This window comes from Streptomyces sp. NPDC002580 (assembly GCF_042889485.1).
In the GTDB taxonomy this organism is placed as follows: Bacteria; Actinomycetota; Actinomycetes; order Streptomycetales; family Streptomycetaceae; genus Streptomyces.
In genome coordinates, this window is the sequence record NZ_JBIAQZ010000001.1 from 1,160,589 (window position 1) to 1,186,286 (window position 25,698).

Here is a 25,698-nt window from a genome sequence, read left to right on the forward strand (position 1 = left end):
GCCCCCCCACACCCCGCCCCCGCGCGCCCCCCCCCCCGGGCCTCCCGGGGGGGGCCCGCCGCCCCCCCCCCCGGGGCTCCCCGGCGGGGGCCCCCGCCCCCGGCCGGGCCCCCCTTCCGCGTACCCGGGCGCGCGCCTCGCGCGCGAGAGGGGCAGAATGCGTCGGGTGAACGCCGAAACCCAGAGGGTGACGCGGACCGGGCCCGGCGCCGGTGCCGTGGTGCGGCGGCTCGGCGCTCCCGGCGGGGTGCTCGCGGCCGTGGTCGGGGCCTTCGCGTACGTCGCGGCCGTCGACCCCAACGAGCCGGGTCACTACCCGGTCTGCCCGCTGCTGCGCGTCACGGGCCTGTACTGCCCCGGCTGCGGCGGTCTGCGCAGCGCTCACGCCTTCGCCCACGGAGACCTCGCCACGGCGCTCACGGACAACGCGCTCGCCGTCGGCGGCTATCTGCTCTTCGCCGTCCTGTGGGCCGTCTGGGTGATCCGCGCGGTCCGCGGACGACCCCTTCGGCTCGACCTCGGACCGGTCCGGCTGTGGAGCGCGGGCGCATTGCTGCTGGTCTTCACGGTTGTCCGGAACCTGCCGTCCGGCGGCTGGCTCCATCCTTGATCAAATGACAAATGTCCAGGTAATGGGACCGGCGTCAACCGGATGCGAGGGCTACGCCTTCCTCCGGATACCATCGCAGTGACCCGACTTATCCGTCAGAGACGGTTGAACCCGGGTTATCCGTCAGAGACGGTTGAACCCGGGTCCGCTCGACCGCTTCAACCGTCCACCGCAGGGAAGGGGGCCGCTCGCGTGAGTGTGCTCGACGAGATCATCGACGGAGTCCGTGCCGACCTCGCGGAGCGGCAGGCGCGCGTCAGCCTCGACGAGCTCAAGGAGCGCGCGGCGAAGGCTCCGGCGGCCAAGGACGGCGTGGCCGCACTGCGCGGTGACGGTGTCAAGGTCATCTGCGAGGTCAAGCGGTCCAGCCCGTCCAAGGGCGCGCTCGCCGCGATCGCCGACCCCGCGGCCCTGGCCGCCGACTACGAGGCGGGCGGCGCGGCCGTCATCTCCGTCCTCACCGAACAGCGCCGCTTCGGCGGTTCGCTCGCCGACCTGGAGGCCGTCCGCGCGCGGGTGGACATCCCGGTGCTGCGCAAGGACTTCATCGTCACGTCGTACCAGCTGTGGGAGGCCCGCGCGTACGGCGCCGACCTGGCACTGCTCATCGTCGCGGCCCTCGACCAGCCCGCCCTGGAGTCCCTCATCGAGCGGGCCGAGTCCATCGGGCTCACCCCGCTGGTCGAGGTGCACGACGAGGACGAGGTCGAGCGCGCGGTGGACGCCGGCGCGAAGATCATCGGTGTCAACGCCCGCAACCTCAAGACGCTGAAGGTCGACCGCACGACCTTCGAGCGGGTCGCCCCCGAGATCCCCGACCACCTCGTCAAGATCGCCGAGTCCGGTGTCCGCGGTCCGCACGACCTCATCGCGTACGCCAACGCCGGCGCCGACGCGGTCCTGGTCGGCGAGTCCCTCGTCACCGGCCGTGACCCCAAGACCGCCGTCTCCGACCTGGTCGCGGCGGGCGCCCACCCGGCCCTGCGGCACGGACGGGACTGACCTGCCGGTGTCCGCCCCGACCCTCGCCCCCGCCGTACCCCGTCCGGGCGCTCGCCCGGACGGCGCGGCGGCACGCGCGGGGTCGGTCCCCCGGCCCTCGGCCGTACCGCGTCCGTCCGGGGCGGTCCCGCCGCCCCGGGACGCTTCACCCGTGACGGGGACGGACACCGGGAGCCCGCTGCCGCCCGTCGCGCCGGGCCCGCACCCCTCCCACCCCCGACCCCTTCCCGGGGACGCGTACACCGGACGGCCCTGCGCGCCGTCCGCCGCCGTGCTCCCGGTCCCCGCGGCGGCCCGTGACCCCTACGCCCGCCTCGCCCGCGGCTGCCGGCCGCGCGGCTGCCGGGCACCCGCACGCCGGGTGCACGGGCGCCGGGTCCGTTACGTCATCGGCGACGAGCCGGGTCAGGTCAACGGCATGCGATGGCCCGGGCGCGTACGCGCGCTCGCGCCCTCCCCGGCCTGATCCACCTCGCGGGTGGACCGAGCCGGTCCACGCCCCACGTGGACCCGGCCGTACCACCCCGCACCCGGACCCGGCCGGACTCCGGCGCCCCCGGCCCCACGACGGCACGTCCGTCGTGACCACGGGCGGGGTGGCGGCGGGAGGGCGGACGGCGTCACCGACCGGTTCGTCGGTGACGCGGGAGCGCACGTGCGCCAGCCGCCGTGACCCCTGTCCGATCCCGTAACCGGGGCTGTCGCCCCTGCGAGGTATCCGTATGCCCAGCGAGTTCTTCATTCCCGACCCCGAGGGTCAAGTCCCCAGCGCCGAGGGCTACTTCGGCGCGTTCGGCGGCAAGTTCATCCCGGAGGCGCTGGTCGCCGCCGTGGACGAGGTCGCCGTCGAGTACGACAAGGCGAAGGCCGACCCCGAGTTCGCCCGTGAGCTCGACGACCTGCTCGTCCACTACACCGGACGCCCGAGCTCCCTCACCGAGGTGCCGCGCTTCGCCGGACACGCCGGCGGCGCGCGGATCTTCCTCAAGCGCGAGGACCTCAACCACACCGGCTCGCACAAGATCAACAACGTGCTCGGCCAGGCACTGCTCACCCGGCGCATGGGCAAGACCCGGGTCATCGCGGAGACCGGCGCCGGCCAGCACGGCGTCGCCACGGCCACCGCCTGCGCGCTCTTCGGCCTCGAGTGCACCATCTACATGGGCGAGATCGACACCCAGCGCCAGGCCCTGAACGTGGCCCGGATGCGCATGCTCGGCGCCGAGGTCGTCGCCGTGAAGTCCGGCTCCCGCACCCTCAAGGACGCCATCAACGAGGCGTTCCGCGACTGGGTCGCCAACGTCGACCGTACCCACTACCTCTTCGGGACCGTCGCGGGCCCGCACCCCTTCCCCGCCATGGTCCGCGACTTCCACCGGGTCATCGGCGTCGAGGCCAGGCGGCAGATCCTGGAGCGGGCCGGCCGGCTGCCCGACGCCGCCGTCGCCTGTGTCGGCGGCGGTTCCAACGCCATCGGCCTCTTCCACGCCTTCATCCCCGACAGCGACGTGCGCCTGATCGGCTGCGAACCCGCCGGGCGCGGCGTGGAGACCGGCGAGCACGCGGCGACCCTGACCGCGGGCGAGCCCGGCATCCTGCACGGATCACGGTCGTACGTCCTCCAGGACGACGAGGGCCAGATCACCGAGCCCTACTCGATCTCGGCCGGACTCGACTACCCCGGCATCGGCCCCGAGCACTCCTACCTCAAGGACAGCGGCCGGGCCGAGTACCGCGCGGTCACCGACGACGCGGCGATGCGGGCCCTGCGGCTGCTCTCCCGCACGGAGGGCATCATCCCGGCCATCGAGAGCGCCCACGCGCTCGCCGGGGCCCTGGAGATCGGCAAGGAGCTGGGCGAGGACGGGCTGATCGTGGTCAACCTGTCCGGACGCGGCGACAAGGACATGGACACGGCCGCCCGCTACTTCGGCCTGTACGAGGAGGGCGCCGACGCCGTCGTCCCCGCGGACGCCGGCAGCGAGAACGCCGAGATCGAGGGGGACGCCAAGTGAGCGGCAACATCCAGCTGTTGAGCGACACCCTCGCCGCGGCGAAGTCGGAGGGCAGGTCCGCCCTCATCGCCTACCTGCCGGCCGGGTTCCCGACCGTCGACGGCGGCATCGCCGCCGTCAAGGCCGTCTTCGACGGCGGTGCGGACGTCGTCGAGGTCGGGCTGCCGCACAGCGACCCGGTCCTGGACGGACCCGTCATCCAGACCGCCGACGACATCGCCCTGCGCGGCGGGGTCAGGATCGCGGACGTGATGCGGACCGTCCGGGAGGGCTTCGCCGCCACCGGCAAGCCCGTGCTCGTGATGACGTACTGGAACCCGATCGACCGCTACGGCGTCGAGCGCTTCACCGCCGAGCTCGCCGAGGCCGGCGGCGCGGGCTGCATCCTGCCCGACCTGCCCGTCCAGGAGTCGGCGCTGTGGAGGGAGCACGCCGAGAAGCACGGTCTCGCGACCGTCTTCGTCGTCGCGCCCAGCAGCAGGGACGCCCGGCTCGCCGAGATCACCGCGGCGGGCAGCGGCTTCGTGTACGCGGCCTCGCTCATGGGGGTCACCGGCACCCGGGCGTCGGTCGGGGAGCAGGCTCAGGACCTGGTGGCGCGGACCAAGGCCACCACCGACCTGCCCGTCTGTGTCGGCCTCGGGGTCTCCAGCGCCGCCCAGGCCGCGGAGGTGGCCGGCTTCGCCGACGGTGTGATCGTCGGTTCGGCCTTCGTCAAGCGGATGCTGGACGCCCCGGACGAGGCGGCCGGGCTCGAAGCCGTACGGGCGCTCGCGGGCGATCTCGCGAAGGGTGTGCGCGGAACGGCGTAACGCCGTCGCGCACACCCGCACGTAACGGACAATCCGCTCACTCGAACGAGTGGACCTTGGACCGGGGAGGCGCTCTGCGCCTCCCCGGTTCGTTCTGCCGGATGTGAGCGAGAAGAACCGTGACGGAAAGCGCAGCGCCCGCGAGCGGCTGGCGGTCGAGCGAGAGAAGCAGAAGGCCGGGGAGAAGCGCCGGCGCGCGCTGATCGTGGGGGCGTCGGTGATCTGCGTCCTCGGCCTGGCGGCCGTGATCGGCGTGGTCGCCGCCAACGCAGGCAAGGACGAGAAGAGCGACACCGCGGGTCCGGTGGTGTCGCCCTCGGGCGCCACGGGCAAGGACAGCCTCGCGATCCCCGTCGGCAAGGACAGCGCCAGGTCGACTCTCACGGTGTGGGAGGACTTCCGCTGCCCGGCCTGCCAGGCCTTCGAGACGGCCTACCGCCCGACGATCCAGGAGCTGGTCGACTCCGGACAGCTGAAGGCCGAGTACCACCTCGTCACGCTGATCGACGGGAACATGGGCGGCAGCGGCTCCCTCAGGTCCGCCAACGCCGCGGCGTGCGCCCAGGACGTCGGGAAGTTCCCCGCGTACCACGACGTGCTGTTCGAGAACCAGCCGAAGGAGACCGACGACGCCTTCGCCGACAACGCCAAGCTCATCGAGCTCGCCGGCAAGGTCGAGGGACTGGACACCCCGGCCTTCCGCGCGTGCGTCAACGACGGCACCCACGACTCCTGGGTCGCGAAGTCGAACGCCGCGTTCCAGAGCGGCGGCTTCACGGGCACACCGGCCGTCCTCCTGGACGGCAAGAACATCTACGGGGACCAGTCGATGACCCCCGCCAAGCTCAAGCAGATGGTGGAGGCGGCCAACAAGGGCTGAACCGCCCGTGGGCCCCGGCGCCCCCCGCCCGTCGACGGGTCCCGGGGGCGCCGCACGTTATGGACCCGTTGCGGGGCCGCCCGCCGCAGGGGGTGTCCGGCACGGTAGCGTCGACCCTGCCATGGAACTTGCCTACATTCCCAGCCCGTCGCACGGTGTGCTGCACCTCGGCCCCATCCCGTTGCGCGGCTACGCGTTCTGCATCATCATCGGCGTCTTCGTAGCCGTCTGGCTCGGAAACAAGCGCTGGATCGCCCGGGGAGGGCGGACCGGCACGGTGGCCGACATCGCGGTCTGGGCCGTGCCCTTCGGCCTCGTCGGCGGCCGGCTCTACCACGTGATCACGGACTACGAGCTGTACTTCAGCGAGGGCCGCGACTGGGTGGACGCCTTCAAGATCTGGGAGGGCGGGCTCGGCATCTGGGGCGCGATCGCGCTGGGTGCCCTGGGTGCCTGGATCGGGTGCCGCCGCCGGGGCATCCCGCTGCCCGCGTGGGCCGACGCCGTCGCGCCCGGCATCGCCTTCGCGCAGGCGATCGGCCGCTGGGGCAACTGGTTCAACCAGGAGCTGTACGGCAAGGCCACGGACCTTCCGTGGGCGCTGCACATCACGTCCGCCACGGACGGGCGCGTCCCCGGCTACTACCACCCGACGTTCCTGTACGAGTCCCTGTGGTGCGTCGGCGTCGGTTTCCTGGTCATCTGGGCCGACCGCCGCTTCAAGCTCGGCCACGGTCGCGCGTTCGCGCTCTACGTCGCCGCGTACTGCGTCGGCCGGTTCTGGATCGAGTACATGCGCGTCGACGACGCGCACCACATCCTGGGCCTGCGTCTGAACTGCTGGACCGCTCTCGTGGTCTTCCTCCTGGCGGTGCTCTACATCGTGCTCTCGGCCCGGTCGCGTCCGGGGCGCGAGGAGATCGTGGAGCCCGACACCGACGGGGACACCCCCGCCGAGGGCGACGAGACCGCCTCCGACAAGGCCGAGGACAAGTCGGAGAAGTCCGAGGACGCCGAGAACGCGGCCGACGGGACCGAGGCCAAGGACGGCGCCAAGGGCGAGGGCGGGACCGACGGGGACTCCGTCGGCCTCGACAAGCCGGCCGTCACCGAGTCCGCCGAGTCCGCGTCCGGGACGGAGTCCGGACCGGAGTCGGACAAGGGCACGGACACCGGGTCCCCGGCCCGGGACGAGGCCGGATCGGCCAAGAAGGGCTGAGGCCCCTCCGTACGCCGAAGGGGGCGCCGCGTCCAGGACGCGGCGCCCCCTTCGTGCTGCCCGGGTCCGGGGAACCGGGCCCGGGCCGTTCGCTCCGCCTCAGGCCAGGCGCTGGGCGAGGGCGAGGGTGCGGCGGGCGCCGGTGACCACCGCCGCGTCCACGAAGCGGCCGTCCGGCAGGGCCTGGGCGCCCGGATCGCTGGCGGCCGCCTCGATGACGGCCTCGGCGGAGTCCACCTCGGCCGGGGTCGGGAGGTAGGCCCGCTCGATGATGGGGAGCTGGCGGGGGTGGATGGCCGCGCGTCCGAGGAAGCCGAGGGCGCGGCCGTGCGCGCAGGACGAGGCCAGCCCCTCCACATCGCGGATGTCGGGGTAGACCGACTGGACCGGTGGGGGCAGTCCGGCCGCCCGGGCGGCCACGATCAGGCGGGCCCGGGACCAGTCCAGACCCGCCTCGCCGCGGATGCCGAGATCGGCCCGCAGGTCCGTCTCGCCGAGCGCGATACCGCGCAGGGCGTGATGGGAGGAGGCGATGGCGAACGCCTGCTCCACGCCCAGGGCCGTCTCCAGCAGGGCGTAGAGCGGGATCGAGCGGCCCTCCGCCGGGGTCGCGCTCTCCGCCACCCGCACGACGTCGGAGCCTGAGGTCACCTTCGGCAGCCGCAGGCCGGACAGGCCGGGGAGCGGCGAGAGCGTCTTCAGGTCGGCGTCGGCGAAGGGGCCGTCGAGGAAGTTGACCCGGACGTGCACCGGGACGGGCGGCGGTTCGGCGAGGAGGTCGGCGGTGGCGCCGCGGGCGTACTCCTTGCGGTGCGGGGCGACCGCGTCCTCCAGGTCGACGAGGACGACGTCCGCACCGGAGACGAGGGCCTTGGCCACCACCTCGGGACGGTCGCCGGGCACGTACAGCCAGGTGAGCGGCAGGAGGTCCGCGGTCACAGCGCGCCCTCCGCTCTCAGCGCCTCGATCTCGGTTCCCGTCAGGCCGAGTTCGGTGAGGACGGAGTCGGTGTCCGCGCCGTGCGGGCGGCCCGCCCAGTGGATCGCGCCGGGCGTGGCGGAGAGCCGGAAGAGGACGTTCTGCATGCGCAGCGGACCCAGTTCGGGGTCGTCGATCGTGGTGACCGTGTCCAGGGCCTGGTACTGCGGGTCCGTCATGACGTCCCGGACGTCCTGGATCGGGGCGGCCGCCGCCTCCGCCTTCTCGAACGCGGCGAGCACCTCGTCCCGGGTGCGCTCGGCGATCCACGCGCCGACCGCGCCGTCCAGGACGTCCGCGTGGCGGGCCCGGTCCGCGCCGGTCGCGAACCACGGCTCGTCGATCACGTCCGGGCGGCCGACGAGCCGCATCACCCGCTCGGCGATCGACTGGGCGGAGGTGGAGACGGCGACCCAGGAGCCGTCCGCCGTCCGATAGGTGTTGCGGGGCGCGTTGTTCGCCGACCGGTTGCCGGTGCGGGGCTGGACGTGGCCCAGCTGGTCGTACCAGATCGGCTGCGGGCCGAGGACGGTCAGGATCGGCTCGATGATCGCCATGTCGACCACCTGGCCCTCGCCCGTGCGGTCCCGGGCGGCGAGCGCGGTCATGACGGCGTACGCCGTCGCCAGTCCGGCGATCGAGTCGGCCAGGCCGAACGGGGGGAGGACCGGCGGCGCGTCCGGTTCGCCGGTGATCGCCGCGAAGCCGCTCATCGCCTCCGCGAGCGTGCCGAAGCCGGGGCGGTGCGCGTACGGGCCGAACTGGCCGAACCCGGTGACCCGGGTGAGGACCAGCCGGGGGTTGGCCGCGGACAGTTCCTCCCAGCCCAGGTCCCACTTCTCCAGCGTGCCCGGCCGGAAGTTCTCGATGATCACGTCGGCCTCGGCGGCGAGCCGGAGCAGCGTCGACCGGCCGCCGCGCTTCGACAGGTCGAGCGTGATGGTGCGCTTGTTGCGGCCGAGGAGCTTCCACCACAGGCCGATTCCGTCCTTCGAGGGACCGTGTCCCCGGGACGGGTCCGGCTGTGAGGGGTGCTCGATCTTGACGACCTCGGCGCCGAAGTCGCCGAGCATGGTGGCGGCGAGCGGCCCCGCGAACAGGGTCGCGAGGTCGAGGACGCGCAGGCCGCCGAGGGGCCCGGTCCCGGTGTGCCCGCTCATGAGCCGGCCTGGGCGTCGATCTCGGAGCGGTACGGCATCGAGGACGTCGCCCCGGGCCGCTGGACCGACATGGCGGCCGCCCGCGACGCCCAGGCCAGCGCCTCCGGCATCTCCCGCCCCTCGGCGAGCGCCACCGCGAGGGTGCCGACGAAGGTGTCGCCCGCGCCGGTGGTGTCGACGGCCGTCACCCTGGGCGCGGGCACGGTGAGGGGTTCGGCTCCCCGGGCCGCGTACAGGCTGCCCTCGGCGCCCAGGGTGACGATGACCTCCGGGACCTGTTCGAGCAGCGCGGCGGCCGCTTCGCGCGGGTTGGTGAGGCCGGTGAGCGCGGCGGCCTCGTGCTGGTTGGGCACCAGCAGATCGATGGTGGAGAGGAGATGAGGCGGCAGGAACCGCGCGGGGGCCGGGGTCAGGATCGTCCGGACGCCGTGCCGGCGCGCGGCCTCCGCTCCGGCGAGGACGGCTTCGAGCGGGATCTCGAGCTGGAGGAGGAGCGCGTCGGCGCTCGCGACGAGGCCCTCGTCACCGGGGGCGAGGGAGGTGACGGTGCCGTTGGCACCGGGGATGACGACGATCGCGTTGCCGCCCTCGTCGTCCACCACGATGTGCGCGGTGCCCGACGGGCCCTCGGTGGTGCGCAGATGGTCGGTGTTCACGCCGAAGTGCTCCAGCGTGGAACGGAGTTGACTGCCGAAGGGGTCGGCGCCCACCGCGCCGACCAGCGAGACGTCGGCGCCCGCGTGCGCGGCGGCCACCGCCTGGTTGGCGCCCTTGCCGCCGGGGATCGTGCGGAACTCCCGGCCCGTCACGGTCTCTCCGCGCTGCGGGGCTTTGGCGACATACGCGACGAGGTCCATGTTCGTGCTGCCGAGCACGGCGATGTGCGTCATGGGCGAACGGTCTCCCGGTGTGTGAGGTGGGCGAGGGCGTCGAAGCCGATGCCGTCGAAACCGGCGACGGAGGTGGCGAGCCGGTTCTTGAGGGGGCTCGTCCAGCGGTCGGGCAGGCTCGCGGGGTCGCACGCGAGCAGGCCCGCGATGCTTCCGGCGCACGCGCCGTTCGAGTCGGTGTCCAGGCCGCCGGACACCGCACGGCAGACCGAGCCGCCGAAGTCCCCGTCCGCGTGGGTGAGCGCGGCGGCGATCAGCGCGGTGTTGGGGATCGCGTGCACCCAGTGGTAGGCGCGGTGGGTGGCGTGCAGTTCGTCGACGACGGTCGCGAAGTCCGGTGTCGTACGGGCGAGCCGTACGGCGTGGCGGACGGCTCGGGCCAGCCGGGAGCCGGCCGGGACGACGGCCAGACCGGTGCGCAGGCAGGCGTGGACGTCGCCGGCCCCGGTGGCCGCCTCGGCGATGGCCGCCGCGGTGAACATCGCCGCGTAGACACCGTTGGCGGTGTGGGTGAGGGTGGCGTCCCGGTAGGCCTGCTCCGCGGCCCCGGCCGGGTCGCCCGGGTTGGTCCAGCCGTGCAGGTCCGCGCGGATCAGCGCGCCGATCCATTCGCGGAAGGGGTTGTGACGGACGGCGGTGTCCGGCGGTTCGACGCCGCTGAGGAGATTGCGGTAGGCGACGCGCTCCGCGGTGAAGGTGCGGCCCGCGGGAAGTTCGTCCAGCCACAGGCCGGCGACGTCCGCGGTGCTGAAGCGCCTGCCGTGCCGCTGGAGCAACAGCAGGTTCAGGAGCGGGTAGTTGAGGTCGTCGTCCTCCGGCATGCCGTCGATGTTCTCGGCCAGGGAGGTGGCGGCGGAGCGGCGGTTCCAGGGGTGGGCGTCCAGGAGGTCTTGGGGTACGCCCCGCGCGGTGAACCAGGTGCGCAGGGGCCAGTTGCCCGTGGCGCGGGCGAGTGCCCGGATCCCGTCGAGCGGGAGTTTCTCGACGGGTTTCCCCAGCAGGCAGCCTACGGCCCGGCCGAGCCAGGCCGCTTCCAGGCGGGCCGGCGCGGGAGCGGGCACGGGCGCGTACCGGGGGCGCGGCCAGTCGGGGCAGCCGGCCTTGATCAGTGCCAGATCGGTCGGCTCGTCGTCGGCCGACTCGCGTGGCAGGGCCGCGAGTTCGTCGAGGAGACGGACCGCCAGCCGGCGCAGGGACGGTGAGGCCGGGGTCGCCGACGCACCCGCGCGGAGCGGGGCCGGACGGCCGCCGGCCGCGTGCCAGCGGGCGGCGAGGGGAGCGGCGTCGCGGCCGTCCTGGGCGGCCTGGCGCAGCTCGTGGCCGAGGAGGTCCTCGGGCTGGACCCACGTCAGTCGGAGCACGGCGGTCCCGCCAGCGCGGCGTACGCCGCCTCGTGGGCCCGGCGGCGGTGGACGTCGCGCTCGAAGATCTCCCGGGTCACCTCGGCGAGCGTATGCGCCGGGGCGTCCAGGTCCAGGCGGCTGGACTCGGCCACGGTCTTGGCCCACTCGTGCGGGACCTCGGAGCCCAGCGCCCCGGCGAGGGCGCCGGCCATGGTGGCGATGGAGTCGCAGTCGCGGCCGTAGTTGACCGAGCCGAGGACCGCGTGCCGGAAGTCGCCGCCCGCCACGAGCAACATGCCGAGCGCGACGGGGAGTTCCTCGATGGAGTGGAGACGGGAGGGCCGCCGGGCGCCCAGGGAGGGGGAACGGTAGTCGGGGCCGACCGTGTCGTACGGGGCCACCGCACGGCGCAGCGGGACGAGCGCCGACTCGAAGTCCGTGTGCCGGGAAGCGACTTCGCAGACCGCCTCGACCGCGGCGCGGGTGCCGTCCTTCGCCAGCGACAGACAGGCCCCGACGACGGAGTCGGGGGTCGCCCCGGGCGAGCAGGCCGCCGCCACCGCCGCCGCGAAGACGCCCGCGGCCTCACGGCCGTACGAGGACTGGTGGGCGCCCGCGACGTCGAGGGCCTCGGCGTACGCGCCCGCCGGGTTCGCCGCGTTGACGAGGCCGACCGGGGCCATGTACATCGCGGCACCGCAGTTGACGATGTTGCCCGCGCCGGCCTCCCGGGGGTCCACGTGGCCGTAGTGGATCCGGGCGACCAGCCACTTCTCGGCGAGGAAGATCCGCTGGAGCGGGAGGGCCTCGGCCTCCAGTTCCGGGATCCAGCGGGGGGTCGTCATCAGGTCGGGGACGAGGTGCTCGGCGACCGCGTAGGCGTCCAGGTGGTCGCGGACCCGCGCGTACACCCGTACCAGCGCATGGGTCATCAGGGTGTCGTCGGTGACGTGCCCGTCACCCTTGTGGTACGGGGCGATGGGGCGGGCGGTGGACCAGGCGTCGCCGTTCCAGGGGCCGACGACGCCGCGTACGCGACCGCCGTGACGTTCGGTGATCTGCTCGGGGGAGTACCCCTCGACGGGGCCGCCGAGGGCGTCGCCGACGGCGGCTCCGACGAGGGCTCCGGTGATCCGTTCGTCGAGGGTTCCCGTTCCTTCTCCTTTGGGCGTCATGCCCGAATCATCCCTCTGGGGCGGCCAGTTCCGGGGAATCGCGCCGGTCGGCGCGTCCCGTCGCCTCCAGGAGTTCGGCGAGCCCGACGAGATCCGTGCCGGTCAGCCGGGGCAGCGCGCAGCCGGACAGCGTGCGGCAGGCGTCGCGCCAGGGGCCGGGGATCGCGGCGGCGCCACCGAGCGCCCCGGTGAGCGCCCCGGCCAGGGCGGGCGCGGAGTCGGCGACCCGGGACAGGCACGCGGCTGCGGGCACCGCCTCGGCGATCCGGCCGCAGGCGGCCAGGGCCAGGGCCAGGGCGACGGGAACCGTCTCGGCCGCCGCGATGCCGTAGCTGTAGACGTGGTCGACGATCTGGTGCTCCAGCAGGGGGACCAGGGCAAAGGTGCTCTCGCTGTCCCGGGCCAGGGAGAGGGCGTGGCGTGCGTTGCGGCCGATCTCCGTCGCGGCGGGCAGCTCGGCCAGGGCGGCGTCCACGCAGGCCTCGACCGGGTGCCCGGCGAGGGCCAGCGCCACGGCGGCGGCCATGGCACGGGCGCCGTGCACCCCGTCGCCGTCCTGCGTGTAGCGGGCGTCGAACTCGGCGAGTTCCGCGGCGGGTCGGGGGTCTCCCGGGTGGGCCACGGCCAGCACGCAGGCCCGTACGCAGGCCGCGTCGTCGAAGTAGTGGGGGTTGTCGTGGCCGGTGGCGGGCGGGCGCAGACCGGTGGCCAGGTTGCCGAGTCCGGCGCGCACCGAGATCCGGGCGCGCAGCGGGAGCAGGGCGGACTCGACCTCGGGGACGCGGTCCGCGGCGGCGGCGACCTCGCAGGCGACGGCGTTCCAGGACAGGTCGATGGACGCGCGCAGCCCGCGCTCGCGGCTGAGGTCGCCGAGGGCAGCGCTCTCTCCGGCGCGCAGCACGGCCTCCGCGGCGAACGCCGCCCACTCGGCGTCGTCCGAGGGGCCGAGCCGCAGCGGCTCGGGGGGCTGGTTCAGCGCGATCGGCACGGGCAGCGTCGTCGTCGCGTTCTGCTCCGCGAAGGTGTCCAGCTCCCGGGTCAGCCGCCGCGTCCACTCGGGCATCCGCGCGGCCCGGTGCCGGGCGGCGGGCCAGCCGGCGGCGTCTCCGGCGGCCAGTCCTAGCAGCAGTCCCTCGATCCGCCGGGGCGTCCCGGCGTCCGCCGAGGGACCCCGTTGCCGGGCGGACGCCTGGCCGTCGTCGTCCACGGCCGGGGCCCGGTGGACACCGGCCGCGGGCCGGGTCGCCGACCGGGCCGCCGGGCCGGGCTGCCCCGGCCCCGGCGCGAGGTCGAGCGCGCCCGGCCGCGCCGTGAGGTCGAACGCCACCGGCGTGGCCGTACGGCCGAGCCGCCCCGGCTTCGACGCGGGACCGGGGGACGCCGGGGCGGCGTCCACGGCTGGTGTGGTGGGTCGCGTCGTCCCGGCGGACGGCATCGGGGCGGTCCCTTCGGTGAGTGCGGCGGGGGGTGCCGCCGGGGGGAGTGCCGCCGTGGCGGCGGGCGGGGCCGTGGCCGCGCGCGTGGCGGGACCCGCGGGCACCGATACGGGACGAGGGGAGGCGGGGGCCGGGTCCTCGGCGGGTGCTGCCGGGCCGGCGTCGCGAGCCGCCGCCACGGGGTACGTGGGTGCGGCCGCCCCGGCCGGTGGTGTCCGGCGCGGCCCTTCGGCGGGTGGCGCCGGCGTCGTGCCCCCGCCCGTCCGCGCGCCGGGTGCGTTCCCGGCCGGTCCGGGTCTCACGGCCGCACCTCACCGTCGGCGGCCCGCTCGTACAGGTCCGCGTCGGAGAGGTCGCAGAGGACGAACGCGTCCGGGGCGGGAACCGCGACGCTGTCCAGGGACGGGACGGGTGGGCCGCCGGTGGCGGCTCGCCACTTCTCCCCGTCCTCCGGCGTGAGCAGCTCCGCCACGTCCAGGACGTGGTGGCCCTCCATGGAGGGGAGACAGCTGCCGCGGGCCGGTCCGATGGCCGCCGCCCAGTCGGCCGGGATCGCGGCGGCGCCCCGGGTCGCGCCCGCCAGCGCCCCGGCCACCGCGGCCGTCGTGTCGGCGTCGCGGCCCATGTTCACCGCGGTCAGGACCGACTCGGCGAACGCCCCGTCCGCCGCCGCGTACGCGCCGAAGGCGAGGGCCACGGCCTCGGGGGCCAGGTCGGTCCACGGATAGCCGCCGATGACCACCGCGGAGCGCACCGCCCGTTCGCCGCGGTGGGCGACCGCGACCGCGCGGCGCAGGGAGCGGGCCGTCCAGGAGTCGTCCGGAATCACGGCCAGGGCGGAGGCGACGACGGCGATGGGGGGAGCGCCGGCCATCGCCGAGGCGACCCCCGCCGCGACCGCCTGGCCCCCGTAGATGCCCTCGCCCTCGTGACTCACCGAGCCGTCGATCGCCACGAGCCGGGCCGCCTCGGAGGGCCGGCCGGCCGCGAAGACGCCGAAGGGGGCCGCGCGCATGGCCAGACCGTCGCTCCACGCGTGCCGGTGCTGGGCGGAGACGGGGGCCGCGAGCCCCCGGCGGAGGTTCTCCAGCGTGCCGCGCTCGCTGAAACCGGCCCCGCGGAACGGCCCCTCGTCGAGGTCCGCGATCCACTGGTGCCAGGCCGACTCCACGTGCGCCACCGTCAGCGCCGAGCCGTGCCGGGCCAGCAGCAGTCCCGAGAAGATCGCGTACTCGGTGTCGTCCGTGCCGGCCGGATGCTCGGCGACGTACCCGGTGATCCGGCCCCACTTGGCGCGGATCTCCGACGGCCTCATGTTCTCGGCCGGTGCGCCCAGCGCGTCCCCGACGGCCAGTCCGAGCAGTGCGCCGCGCGCCCGGTCGCGGAGACCGGCGGCGCTCCCGGGTGCCGGGGCGGAGGGAATGCAGGCGATGGAAGCCATACGGGCCTCTCCTCTCGGGGCTCCTGCCGGTGCGCGGAATGCGGCGCGCGCGGAACCCTTTGCGGATCTGTCCCACCTTGGCGGTTGACAAGAGCCTCACGGGCCTCACTGTCACCCGGTCGACATATGTGCATGACATGCCACGGATGAGCGTCACGGGGTAAAACCGCAGGTTAGCTCAGCCTTTCCTTGCTGGCAGCGGGGAATGCGGAGGCGTACTTTCATAGTCGTCGAAAAGTGGAAGCAGTCCAATCAAGCACTCTGGGGGACCGGCATGGCGATCATCGAGACCGAGGCGACGCTGCACGTGGCGCACCGCGACAACCACACCCACCGCGATGTGAACGGCGGATGGCTGCGGCCGGCGGTGTTCGGTGCCATGGACGGTCTGGTCTCCAACCTCGCCCTGATGACCGGTGTGGCCGCCGGCTCCGTCTCCCAGCAGACGATCGTCATCACCGGACTCGCCGGCCTCGCCGCCGGGGCCTTCTCCATGGCCGCCGGCGAGTACACCTCCGTCGCCTCGCAGCGCGAGCTCGTCGAGGCGGAACTCGACGTCGAGCGCCGGGAACTGCGCAAGCACCCCAAGGACGAGGAGCGCGAGCTGGCCGAGCTGTACGAGGCCCGCGGGGTCGAGGCCGGACTGGCCAGGGAGGTCGCCCGGCAGCTCTCCCGCGACCCCGAACAGGCCCTGGAGATCCACGCCCGCGAGGAACTCGGCATAGACCCCGGCGACCTGCCCTCCCCGGCCGTCGCCGCCGTGTCCAGCTTCGGCTCGTTCGCGCTGGGCGCCCTGCTCCCCGTACTCCCGTACCTGCTGGGCGCGACCGCGCTGTGGCCGGCGCTGCTGCTCGCGATGCTCGGACTCTTCGCGTGCGGTGCCGTCGTGGCGAAGGTGACCGCGAGGTCCTGGTGGTTCAGCGGGCTGCGGCAGCTCCTTCTCGGCGGTGCCGCGGCGGGTGTGACGTACGCCCTCGGCAGTCTGTTCGGCGCGGCCGTAGGATGACGGGGTCGAGCACCTATGCGGGGATCCGCATAAGTAATTGTTACTCGGCGGTTTCGATTCCTTGACCGCTGGGCATGAGCCGTAAGCGCCGCAGGCAATGACGCCTGCTCCGCACTTCTCGTGGCGCGTCACGAAACCTGCCGCGAACCGGACCGACGGTCATCGATCTGTCCGCTTAGGTCCCCAATGAGGTCTCGAACCTTCCGCCGCCGTGCGCGGCACCCCCGCCGCTACTCCGTGGTGTCCGCATGCTGGAACGCGGTATCCGGTTTTCGAGAACCGTTCCATCATGTAACCTGCACGAAATTTTGCACCAACAGAGGGCCAACGTCGTCCCTCGGCAGATGTCTCCCCCCTGAGCCGCAAGCGCCTGGGAGGGACCCCCCGCCCCGACGACGACGGGAGAGCCGATGCGTACGCCGCGCGAGCCGTCCCAGCACTCCACGAACGACCAGAAGTGGTCCTTCATGGATGCTCGCCCTGCTGCGCAGGGTATGTACGACCCCCGCAACGAGCACGACGCCTGCGGCGTCGGCTTCGTGGCCACTCTCACCGGCGAGGCGAGCCACGCGCTCGTCGAGCAGGCGCTCACCGTCCTGCGCAACCTGGAGCACCGCGGTGCCACCGGCTCCGAGCCCGACTCGGGCGACGGCGCGGGCATCCTCTCCCAGGTCCCGGACGCCTTCTTCCGTGAGGTGGCCGGATTCGAACTTCCCGCGGCCGGCGCGTACGCGGTGGGCATCGCCTTCCTCCCCGAGGACGGACTGGCCGACGCCGTCTCGCACATCGAGACGATCGCCGCCGAAGAGGGCCTCACCGTCCTCGGCTGGCGCGAGGTCCCGGTCGCCCCCGAACTCCTCGGCGCCACCGCCCGTTCGACGATGCCGGCCTTCCGGCAGATCTTCGTCGGCGACGGCAGCAGCGAGGGCATCGCCCTCGACCGCACCGCGTTCGTGCTGCGCAAGCGCGCCGAGCGTGAGGCCGGGGTCTACTTCCCGTCGCTGTCCGCGCGGACCATCGTCTACAAGGGCATGCTGACCACCGGCCAGCTGGAGCCCTTCTTCCCGGACCTGTCCGACCGCCGCTTCGCCTCCGCGATCGCGCTCGTGCACTCCCGGTTCTCCACCAACACCTTCCCGAGCTGGCCGCTCGCCCACCCGTACCGCTTCGTCGCGCACAACGGCGAGATCAACACGGTCAAGGGCAACCGCAACTGGATGGTCGCCCGCGAGTCCCAGCTCGCCTCGGACCTGTTCGGCTCCGCCGGCAACGGGGACAACGACAAGCTGCAGCGGATCTTCCCCGTCTGCACCCCCGACGCCTCCGACTCGGCCTCCTTCGACGAGGTGCTCGAACTCCTGCACCTCGGCGGCCGTTCGCTCCCGCACTCCGTGCTCATGATGATCCCGGAGGCGTGGGAGAACCACGACTCCATGGACCCGGCCCGGCGCGCCTTCTACCAGTTCCACTCCACGATGATGGAGCCCTGGGACGGCCCGGCCTGCGTCACCTTCACCGACGGCACCCAGGTCGGCGCGGTCCTCGACCGCAACGGACTGCGCCCCGGCCGCTACTGGGTCACCGACGAGGGCCTCGTCGTCCTCGGCTCCGAGGTCGGCGTCCTCGACATCGACCCCGCCAAGGTCGTCCGCAAGGGCCGCCTCCAGCCCGGCAAGATGTTCCTCGTCGACACCGTCGAGCACCGCATCATCGAGGACGACGAGATCAAGGCCGGCCTCGCCGCCGAGAAGCCCTACGCCGAGTGGCTGGAAGCCGGCGAGATCGAGCTCTCCGACCTCCCCGAGCGTGAGCACATCGTGCACACCCACGCCTCGGTCACCCGCCGCCAGCAGACCTTCGGCTACACCGAGGAAGAGCTGCGGATCATCCTGGCGCCGATGGCCAAGACCGCCGGTGAGCCGCTCGGCTCCATGGGCACGGACTCGCCGATCGCGGCCCTGTCCGCGCGCCCGCGCCTCCTCTTCGACTACTTCACCCAGCTGTTCGCCCAGGTCACCAACCCGCCGCTGGACGCGATCCGCGAAGAGCTGGTCACCTCCCTGCGCTCCTCCCTCGGCCCGGCGAGCAACCTGCTGGAGCCGACGGCCGCCTCCTGTCGCAGCGTCACCCTGCCCTTCCCGGTGATCGACAACGACGAGCTGGCCAAGCTCATCCACATCAACGCCGACGGCGACATGCCCGGCATGAAGGCCGCGACCCTGTCCGGCCTGTACCGGGTCTCCGGCGGCGGCGACTCCCTCGCCGCCCGCATCGAGGAGATCTACGCCGAGGCCGACGCCGCCATCGAGAACGGCGCCCGCCTGATCGTCCTGTCGGACCGCCACTCCGACGCCGAGCACGCGCCGATCCCCTCGCTGCTGCTCACCGCGGCCGTCCACCACCACCTCATCCGCACCAAGCAGCGCACCCAGGTGGGCCTGCTGGTCGAGGCCGGGGACGTCCGCGAGGTCCACCACGTCGCCCTGCTCATCGGCTTCGGCGCCGCCGCGGTCAACCCCTACCTGGCCATGGAGTCCGTCGAGGACCTCGTCCGCGCCGGCACCTTCCTGACGGGCATCGAGGCCGAACAGGCCATCCGCAACCTGATCTACGCGCTCGGCAAGGGCGTCCTGAAGGTCATGTCCAAGATGGGCATCTCGACCGTCGCCTCCTACCGCGGCGCCCAGGTCTTCGAGGCCGTCGGCCTGGAGAAGGCCTTCGTCGAGAAGTACTTCAACGGCACGGCCACCAAGATCGGCGGCGCCGGACTCGACATCGTCGCCAAGGAGGTCGCCGCCCGGCACGCCAAGGCCTACCCGGCCTCCGGCATCGCGCCCGCCCACCGCGCCCTGGACATAGGGGGCGAGTACCAGTGGCGTCGCGAGGGCGAGCCCCACCTGTTCGACCCCGAGACGGTCTTCCGCCTCCAGCACTCCACGCGCTCCGGCAACTACGAGATCTTCAAGCAGTACACGGACCGCGTGAACGAGCAGTCCGAGCGCCTGATGACGCTCCGCGGCCTGTTCGGCTTCACCTCGGACCGCCCCTCGATCTCCGTCGACGAGGTCGAGCCGGTCTCCGAGATCGTCAAGCGCTTCTCCACCGGCGCCATGTCGTACGGCTCCATCTCCAAGGAGGCGCACGAAACCCTCGCCATCGCCATGAACCAGCTGGGCGGCAAGTCCAACACCGGTGAGGGCGGCGAGGACGCGGACCGGCTGTACGACCCGGCGCGCCGTTCGTCGATCAAGCAGGTCGCCTCCGGCCGCTTCGGCGTCACCAGCGAGTACCTCGTCAACGCCGACGACATCCAGATCAAGATGGCCCAGGGCGCCAAGCCCGGCGAGGGCGGCCAGCTGCCCGGCCACAAGGTCTACCCGTGGGTCGCCAAGACCCGTCACTCGACCCCGGGTGTCGGTCTCATCTCCCCGCCGCCGCACCACGACATCTACTCCATCGAGGACCTGGCTCAGCTGATCCACGACCTCAAGAACGCCAACCCGCAGGCCCGCATCCACGTGAAGCTGGTCTCCGAGGTCGGCGTCGGCACGGTCGCGGCCGGTGTGTCCAAGGCCCACGCGGACGTCGTCCTCATCTCCGGCCACGACGGCGGAACGGGCGCCTCCCCGCTCACCTCGCTCAAGCACGCGGGCGGCCCCTGGGAGCTCGGCCTCGCCGAGACCCAGCAGACCCTGCTGCTCAACGGCCTGCGCGACCGCATCGTCGTCCAGACCGACGGCCAGCTCAAGACCGGCCGCGACGTCGTCATCGCCGCGCTGCTCGGCGCCGAGGAGTTCGGTTTCGCGACCGCGCCGCTCGTCGTCTCCGGCTGCGTCATGATGCGCGTCTGCCACCTGGACACCTGCCCGGTCGGCATCGCCACGCAGAACCCGGTGCTGCGCGACCGGTTCGCCGGCAAGGCCGAGTACATCGTGAACTTCTTCAAGTTCATCGCCGAAGAGGTCCGCGAGATCCTCGCCGAGCTCGGCTTCCGCACCATCGAGGAGGCCGTCGGCCACGCCGAGAACCTCGACGTGCAGCGGGCCGTCACCCACTGGAAGGCGCAGGGACTGGACCTGTCCCCGCTCTTCTACGTGCCCGAGCTGCCCGAGGGCGCCGCGCTGCACCAGGTCATCCAGCAGGACCACGGCCTGGAGAAGGCGCTCGACAACGAGCTGATCAAGCTGGCCGCCGACGCGCTGGCCGCCGACTCGCAGGCGGACGCCCAGCCGGTCCGCGCCCAGGTCGCGATCCGCAACATCAACCGCACGGTCGGCACCATGCTCGGCCACGAGGTCACGAAGAAGTTCGGCGGCGCGGGCCTGCCCGACGACACCATCGACATCACCTTCACCGGCTCGGCGGGTCAGTCCTTCGGCGCCTTCCTGCCGCGCGGCGTCACGCTGCGCCTGGAGGGCGACGCCAACGACTACGTCGGCAAGGGCCTCTCCGGCGGCCGGGTGATCGTCCGCCCCGACCGGGGCGCCGACCACCTCGCCGAGTACTCGACCATCGCGGGCAACACCATCGCGTACGGCGCGACGGGCGGCGAGCTCTTCCTGCGCGGCCGCACCGGCGAGCGCTTCTGCGTCCGCAACTCCGGCGCGACGGTGGTCTCCGAGGGCGTGGGCGACCACGGCTGCGAGTACATGACCGGCGGTCACGCGGTCGTCCTCGGCGAGACCGGCCGCAACTTCGCGGCCGGCATGTCCGGCGGTGTCGCGTACGTGATCGACCTCGACCCCGACAACGTGAACGTCGCCAGCGCGAGCGCCGTCGAGGAACTCGACGACACCGACAAGCAGTGGCTGCACGACGTCGTGCGCCGCCACGCGGAGGAGACCGGATCGACGGTCGCCGAGAAGCTGCTCGCCGAGTGGCCCGTCGCCGTGGACCGCTTCAGCAAGATCATTCCCAGCACCTACAAGGCAGTGCTCGCCGCCAAGGACGCCGCCGAGCGAGCCGGACTCCCCGAGTCCGAGATCACCGAGAAGATGATGGAGGCGGCGACCAATGGCTGATCCCAAGGGCTTTCTGAACCACGGCCGTGAGGTCGCCAGGTCCCGGCCGGTCGAGGAGCGCCTCAGGGACTGGAACGAGGTCTACGTTCCGGGCTCGCTGCTCCCGATCATCTCCAAGCAGGCCTCGCGCTGCATGGACTGCGGCATCCCGTTCTGCCACAACGGCTGTCCGCTGGGCAACCTGATCCCCGAGTGGAACGACTACGCGTACCGCGAGGACTGGCAGGCCGCCTCCGAGCGACTGCACGCCACGAACAACTTCCCGGAGTTCACGGGCCGGCTCTGCCCCGCCCCGTGCGAGTCGGCGTGTGTGCTCGGTATCAACCAGCCCGCCGTGACCATCAAGAACGTCGAGGTCTCGATCATCGACAAGGCGTGGGACACGGGCGACGTCGCCCCGCAGATCCCCGAGCGCCTGTCGGGCAAGACGGTCGCGGTCATCGGGTCCGGCCCCGCCGGTCTCGCCGCCGCCCAGCAGCTCACGCGGGCCGGTCACACGGTCGCCGTGTACGAGCGGGCCGACCGCGTCGGCGGCCTGCTGCGCTACGGCATCCCCGAGTTCAAGATGGAGAAGCGGCACATCAACCGCCGCATCGAGCAGATGCGCGCGGAGGGCACCCGCTTCCGCACGGGCATCGAGATCGGCCGCGACCTCAAGGCGACGGACCTGCGCAAGCGGTACGACGCCGTGGTGATCGCCGCCGGCGCGACGACCGCCCGTGACCTGCCCGTCCCCGGGCGGGAGCTGAACGGCGTCCACCAGGCCATGGAGTACCTGCCGCTGGCCAACAAGGTGCAGGAGGGCGACTTCGTGGCGCCCCCGATCACCGCCGAGGGCAAGCACGTCGTGGTCATCGGCGGCGGCGACACCGGCGCGGACTGCGTGGGCACCGCCCACCGCCAGGGCGCGGCCTCGGTCACGCAGCTGGAGATCATGCCGCGACCGGGCGAGGAGCGGAACCCGGGCCAGCCCTGGCCGACGTTCCCGATGCTCTACAAGGTCACCTCCGCGCACGAGGAGGGCGGTGAGCGGGTCTACTCCGTCAACACCACCCACTTCGAGGGCGACGAGGACGGCAACGTCCAGTGGCTGCACCTCGTCGAGGTCGAGTTCACCGGCGGCAAGCTGAACCAGAAGCCGGGCACGGAGCGCAAGATCCCCGCCCAGCTGGTCACGCTGGCCATGGGCTTCACCGGCACGGACGTCGAGAACGGCGTGGTCTCCCAGTTCGGTCTGGAGCTCGACGCGCGCGGCAACATCGCCCGCGACGCCGAGTTCGCCACCAACGTCCCCGGCGTGTACGTTGCCGGTGACGCGGGCCGCGGCCAGTCCCTCATCGTCTGGGCCATCGCGGAGGGCCGCTCGGCCGCCCGCGGTGTCGACCGCTTCCTCACCGGGGCGAGCGACCTGCCGGCCCCGATCCGCCCGACGGACCGTTCGCTGATGGTCTGACCCACGCGAACGTGACCTGACGGTCACCCAGAACGTCCCGTACAAAGGCGTACGGAACACGAGACGGCGCCTGCCTCACTGTCCCCGACCGGACGACCTGGCAGGCGCCGCCGCATGCCCGCGTACATGCGCCGAGGCGGACTCGCCCCGAGCCCGGCGATCCGTGGCGGGGAGCTTCCTCGCCCGGTCGGGTCCCGAGGTCCTGGCGGCCCGCCTGTCAGACCCGCCCTTTATGGTCCGTGCATGACATCGATGGATCTTGTCCTGTTCGACCAGGCGTGGGACCGGTTGGAGGCATGGCTGGCCGCGCGGTCGCCGGCGGATCACGCCGCACTTCGGCCGCCGGCGACGGCCGCCGAGATCGCCGGGCTGGAGGGGCGGCTCGGCTTCGCCCTTCACCCCGAGCTCAGGAGGCTGCTGGAGCGCCGGAACGGCGTCACCCCGCCCGAGCGGAACAGCGGACCCGAGCTCGGGGTCTTCCCGGCCGGCGGCATCCTGCCGCTGGGGCATCGGCTCATCCCGGCCGCCGGCATCGCGGACATGCACGAGATTCTCGTGGAGGTCGGCGAGGACAACACCGAGGCCGATCTCTGGGACGAAGAGGACCTCGCCGGTCATCTGCATCTCTGTGTGCCGTTCGCGCTGCCCGACGACGGGGGCTTCGCGTTCGTCGACCACCGGCCGGGAGCCACGTACGGGCACGTGTACGAGATGGGCATCGGCTCCGGCGATCTGGACGGCACCCTCTGGGGTTCGAGCCTGACCGGGTTCGTCCGCGCCGTCACGGACGCTCTGGAGACGGGCACCCCGTTCGAGAAGCACTGGCCGGTCACCTTCGAGCACGCTTCCGGCAGGACCTGCGTCGACTGGGAGATCCGTCCGTAGATCACACGGCGGACACGGTCCTGGGCCGGTGCCGGGCGTGACGACCCGGAGGGGCGCGCCGGGCCGGGGGCTGCCGGGCCGGGCGCACGTGGAGCGGTCGAGCCGGCGGGTGCGCGGCGGGCGCGCTACGGCACCCGGTACGTCTCGCCGTACACCTTCCACTCCAGCGGTGTGTCCAGGTCCAGCTTCCCGTCGTACAGGAACTGGCGCTGGGCCGTGTCGATGCGGGTGGTGTCGCGGTCCGGGTTCCTGGACTTCATGGCCTTGCGGCGGATGTCCAGGAAGATGTCGAGGTACGACTTCTCGTCGCCGCCCTCGGACGGGAGGTCCGCTTCGCGCATCGTGCGTTCGCGCAGCCCGTAGAAGCTGTTGTCGCCGGTACCGGGACCGTGCAGCACCATGGCGTCGTAGTAGATGAACTGGCCGAGCGTGCCGAGCCCGTCGAGCTTGGCGATCCGGACGGCGGGGTCGAAGTACACCCGGTCCCGTTCGGAGTCCTGGGCGTCGCGGAAGGCCTTGATCGTCGCCTCGTGGCGCCAGGCCTTCGGGAAGCCGGGCTCGAGGCCCTCGTGCGAGTCCGTGCCGTCGACCTCGCGCAGGGCCGGGAGATAGCGGGCGAGCCCGTTGTCCGGGTGCTTCCTGGTGTAGCGCTCGACGAGGGTGAGCAGGTCGTGGGTGCCGGAGCAGAAGCCGACGACGCCCGCCGTGTAGCCCTGGCCGTCACCGATGTCCTCGATGTAGCCGTACGCCTCGTGCCACTTCAGCGTCGAGTTCTCGGCACTCGCCACGAGCTGCTGGGCGAGCTCCTTCTTCCGCGGAGCCGCGAGGCCCGGCGGAAGGTCGGCGACGACCTCGTCGTCGGCCGCCCGCTCGGCACCGGCCTTGGCCTTCTCGCGCGCCTTCTGCGACACCGACGACGAGCCCTTGGCGTCGGACGTCGCCGTGGCCGCGTGCTCGGGCGTGGCGAAGTAGACCGCCGCCGTGACCAGCACGGGGACGACGGCGAACACCAGGCAACCCGCTCGTTTCATGACGCACAGGGTACGCAGGGGTGGAGGACGGGCGAGCACACCGGGTGGTCTCCAGGAGCGTCTCCCGGTATGCCGTGCGCGCCCCTCGGCCGCGCCACGCGTGCGCCCCCGGAGCTCCGGACAGGGCCACCGGGCGCGACCGCGTACGGAGGCGGGCGGGGACCCCGTACGGAGGCCGGCGGGATCCTCTGTGGAGCCTGGAGGGGCGGCGCAGTTGGCGTCGCACGCGCTGTCCGCCCGGTCCCTCGGTCCCGGGGCCGTGGTCCGTGCGCGGCGGTCCGGCGGCCCTTCCGCCGTCCGCGGTCCGCCGCGGTGCTAGACCGAGCCGTTCCTCAGGGCCGACACCTTCAGCACGGCGAGGACGACCAGGAGTGTGAGAAGCCCCACGCACAGGGCGGCCTGTACCGGCGCCCGCCGGCGGTCGCGGGGTGCGTACGCGAAGGCCGCCGTCACCGCGCCGCCCGCCAGCAGACCGCCCAGGTGGCCCTGCCAGGAGGTGAGCCCCGCCGAGATCAGCAGCCAGACCAGCAGGCCCGCCATGTAGCGGTTGACGCCCTCCATGTTCCCGCCCGTCCTGCGGGCCATCACGTAGTAGGCGGCGCCGAGGCCGAAGATCGCGCCCGACGCGCCGACCGTGCCCTGGTCCGGCGCGATCAGCAGCACGAGGACCGAGCCGCCGAGCGCCGACAGGAGGTACAGGGCGAGGTAGCGGACCCGGCCGAGCTGGGACTCCACGATCCGGCCGATGTTCCACAGCGCGAACATGTTCATCAGGATGTGGGCGACCCCGAACGTGCCCTCGCCGGGCGGCATGTGCAGGAACGCACCGGTCAGCAGCCGGTACCACTCCCCGTCGACGAGGCCCTCCGGGTGGTAGTCCGCGGCGTACGAGGCCTGCCAGAGATAGTGCAGCCCGTCCGTGTCCACCAGGCCGGCGCCCAGCATCTCGAACCGGTCCACGACCGACGAGCGCAGCAACTCGGCCAGGTAGGCCAGCACGTTGAGGCCGATGAGGACGTACGTCACCAGGGGTACCGTCGAGATCCGGCCGCCGAAGGCCGTACGGGCCTGCCGGATCGACCGCGCGCCCTCCTTCACGCACTCCGCGCACTGGTGGCCGACGGCCGCCTCGCGCATGCAGTTCGGGCATATGTAGCGGTCGCACCGGGTGCAGCGGACGTGCGACTCCACCTTGGGGTGGCGGTAGCAGGTGGTGACGGCGGACTCGGACTCCACGGCCGGCTCCTCGGAACGCGCGGGCAAGGGAAACAGTGAGCCGGTGGGGACGGCGATGATCAAAATAGCCAACCGGCCCTTCGCCGGGGGACAGCAGGGTCCGTG

Annotated in this window: 20 protein-coding genes; 11 read left to right on the plus strand and 9 right to left on the minus strand. The window is 72.9% G+C overall.

What is annotated here, in order from left to right:
* Positions 1-157: 157 nt before the first annotated feature.
* The 7 genes from ACFYW7_RS04990 (at position 158) to lgt (ending at position 6,538) form a co-directional block, all read left to right on the plus strand.
* A complete protein-coding gene (locus tag ACFYW7_RS04990; protein WP_389497896.1) occupies positions 158-610 on the plus strand; it encodes a DUF2752 domain-containing protein in 453 nt (150 codons plus the stop codon).
* A 192-nt stretch (positions 611-802) separates the two neighbouring features.
* Positions 803-1,612, plus strand: coding sequence for an indole-3-glycerol phosphate synthase TrpC (gene trpC / locus ACFYW7_RS04995; protein WP_356465822.1), 810 nt, complete (start codon positions 803-805; stop codon positions 1,610-1,612).
* Positions 1,613-1,883: 271 nt separating this feature from the next.
* Positions 1,884-2,078: a tryptophan biosynthesis modulator TrpM gene (trpM, locus tag ACFYW7_RS05000; protein WP_389498590.1), complete on the plus strand. Its 195-nt coding sequence runs from the start codon at positions 1,884-1,886 to the stop codon at positions 2,076-2,078.
* A 256-nt stretch (positions 2,079-2,334) separates the two neighbouring features.
* Positions 2,335-3,627: a tryptophan synthase subunit beta gene (trpB, locus tag ACFYW7_RS05005; protein WP_389497899.1), complete on the plus strand. Its 1,293-nt coding sequence runs from the start codon at positions 2,335-2,337 to the stop codon at positions 3,625-3,627.
* Complete coding sequence (gene trpA, locus ACFYW7_RS05010) at positions 3,624-4,439, plus strand: tryptophan synthase subunit alpha (protein WP_389497901.1); 816 nt, start codon at positions 3,624-3,626, stop codon at positions 4,437-4,439. The genes trpB and trpA overlap by 4 nt, the downstream gene beginning before the upstream one ends.
* Before the next feature lie 103 nt (positions 4,440-4,542).
* On the plus strand, positions 4,543-5,319 hold the full coding sequence (locus tag ACFYW7_RS05015; protein WP_389497903.1) for a DsbA family protein: 777 nt from the start codon (positions 4,543-4,545) through the stop codon (positions 5,317-5,319).
* Positions 5,320-5,440: 121 nt separating this feature from the next.
* Positions 5,441-6,538 (plus strand): prolipoprotein diacylglyceryl transferase, encoded by a 1,098-nt coding sequence (lgt, locus tag ACFYW7_RS05020; RefSeq protein ID WP_389497905.1) that lies wholly within the window; start codon positions 5,441-5,443, stop codon positions 6,536-6,538.
* 99 nt (positions 6,539-6,637) lie between these two features.
* Here lgt and ACFYW7_RS05025 read toward each other — a convergent pair whose 3' ends face one another.
* From ACFYW7_RS05025 to ACFYW7_RS05055, 7 genes are all read right to left on the minus strand, one after another.
* On the minus strand, positions 6,638-7,477 hold the full coding sequence (locus ACFYW7_RS05025) for an HpcH/HpaI aldolase/citrate lyase family protein (RefSeq protein ID WP_389497907.1): 840 nt from the start codon (positions 7,475-7,477) through the stop codon (positions 6,638-6,640).
* Positions 7,474-8,676, minus strand: a complete 1,203-nt coding sequence (locus ACFYW7_RS05030; protein ID WP_389497909.1) for a CaiB/BaiF CoA transferase family protein — start codon at positions 8,674-8,676, stop codon at positions 7,474-7,476. Before ACFYW7_RS05030 ends, ACFYW7_RS05025 begins: the two co-directional genes overlap by 4 nt.
* Positions 8,673-9,566, minus strand: a complete 894-nt coding sequence (rbsK, locus tag ACFYW7_RS05035; RefSeq protein ID WP_389497911.1) for a ribokinase — start codon at positions 9,564-9,566, stop codon at positions 8,673-8,675. The genes ACFYW7_RS05030 and rbsK overlap by 4 nt, the downstream gene beginning before the upstream one ends.
* Complete coding sequence (locus ACFYW7_RS05040) at positions 9,563-10,927, minus strand: ADP-ribosylglycohydrolase family protein (RefSeq protein WP_389497913.1); 1,365 nt, start codon at positions 10,925-10,927, stop codon at positions 9,563-9,565. The genes rbsK and ACFYW7_RS05040 overlap by 4 nt, the downstream gene beginning before the upstream one ends.
* On the minus strand, positions 10,915-12,084 hold the full coding sequence (locus tag ACFYW7_RS05045) for an ADP-ribosylglycohydrolase family protein (protein WP_389497915.1): 1,170 nt from the start codon (positions 12,082-12,084) through the stop codon (positions 10,915-10,917). Before ACFYW7_RS05045 ends, ACFYW7_RS05040 begins: the two co-directional genes overlap by 13 nt.
* 7 nt (positions 12,085-12,091) lie before the next feature.
* A complete protein-coding gene (locus ACFYW7_RS05050; protein WP_389497917.1) occupies positions 12,092-13,519 on the minus strand; it encodes an ADP-ribosylglycohydrolase family protein in 1,428 nt (475 codons plus the stop codon).
* Positions 13,520-13,818: 299 nt separating this feature from the next.
* A complete protein-coding gene (locus tag ACFYW7_RS05055) occupies positions 13,819-14,961 on the minus strand; it encodes an ADP-ribosylglycohydrolase family protein (RefSeq protein WP_389497919.1) in 1,143 nt (380 codons plus the stop codon).
* A 274-nt stretch (positions 14,962-15,235) separates the two neighbouring features.
* Here ACFYW7_RS05055 and ACFYW7_RS05060 point away from each other — a divergent pair, with 274 nt between their 5' ends.
* The 4 genes from ACFYW7_RS05060 to ACFYW7_RS05075 all read left to right on the plus strand — a co-directional run bounded on the left by ACFYW7_RS05060 (position 15,236) and on the right by ACFYW7_RS05075 (position 23,326).
* Positions 15,236-15,967: a VIT1/CCC1 transporter family protein gene (locus tag ACFYW7_RS05060; RefSeq protein ID WP_389497921.1), complete on the plus strand. Its 732-nt coding sequence runs from the start codon at positions 15,236-15,238 to the stop codon at positions 15,965-15,967.
* 410 nt (positions 15,968-16,377) lie between these two features.
* On the plus strand, positions 16,378-20,988 hold the full coding sequence (gltB, locus tag ACFYW7_RS05065) for a glutamate synthase large subunit (protein ID WP_389497923.1): 4,611 nt from the start codon (positions 16,378-16,380) through the stop codon (positions 20,986-20,988).
* Positions 20,981-22,441, plus strand: a complete 1,461-nt coding sequence (locus ACFYW7_RS05070) for a glutamate synthase subunit beta (RefSeq protein ID WP_389497925.1) — start codon at positions 20,981-20,983, stop codon at positions 22,439-22,441. The genes gltB and ACFYW7_RS05070 overlap by 8 nt, the downstream gene beginning before the upstream one ends.
* Positions 22,442-22,684: 243 nt before the next feature.
* Complete coding sequence (locus tag ACFYW7_RS05075; RefSeq protein WP_389497927.1) at positions 22,685-23,326, plus strand: SMI1/KNR4 family protein; 642 nt, start codon at positions 22,685-22,687, stop codon at positions 23,324-23,326.
* Positions 23,327-23,451: 125 nt separating this feature from the next.
* Here the strand turns inward: ACFYW7_RS05075 and ACFYW7_RS05080 are convergent, their stop codons facing one another.
* Together ACFYW7_RS05080 and ACFYW7_RS05085 are read right to left on the minus strand one after the other, a co-directional pair.
* Positions 23,452-24,357, minus strand: a complete 906-nt coding sequence (locus ACFYW7_RS05080) for a chitosanase (RefSeq protein WP_389497929.1) — start codon at positions 24,355-24,357, stop codon at positions 23,452-23,454.
* A 315-nt stretch (positions 24,358-24,672) separates the two neighbouring features.
* Positions 24,673-25,593 carry a rhomboid family intramembrane serine protease gene (locus tag ACFYW7_RS05085; protein WP_389497931.1) on the minus strand — a complete coding sequence of 307 codons (921 nt, stop codon included), beginning with the start codon at positions 25,591-25,593 and terminating at the stop codon, positions 24,673-24,675.
* Between the last annotated feature and the right edge of the window lie 105 nt (positions 25,594-25,698).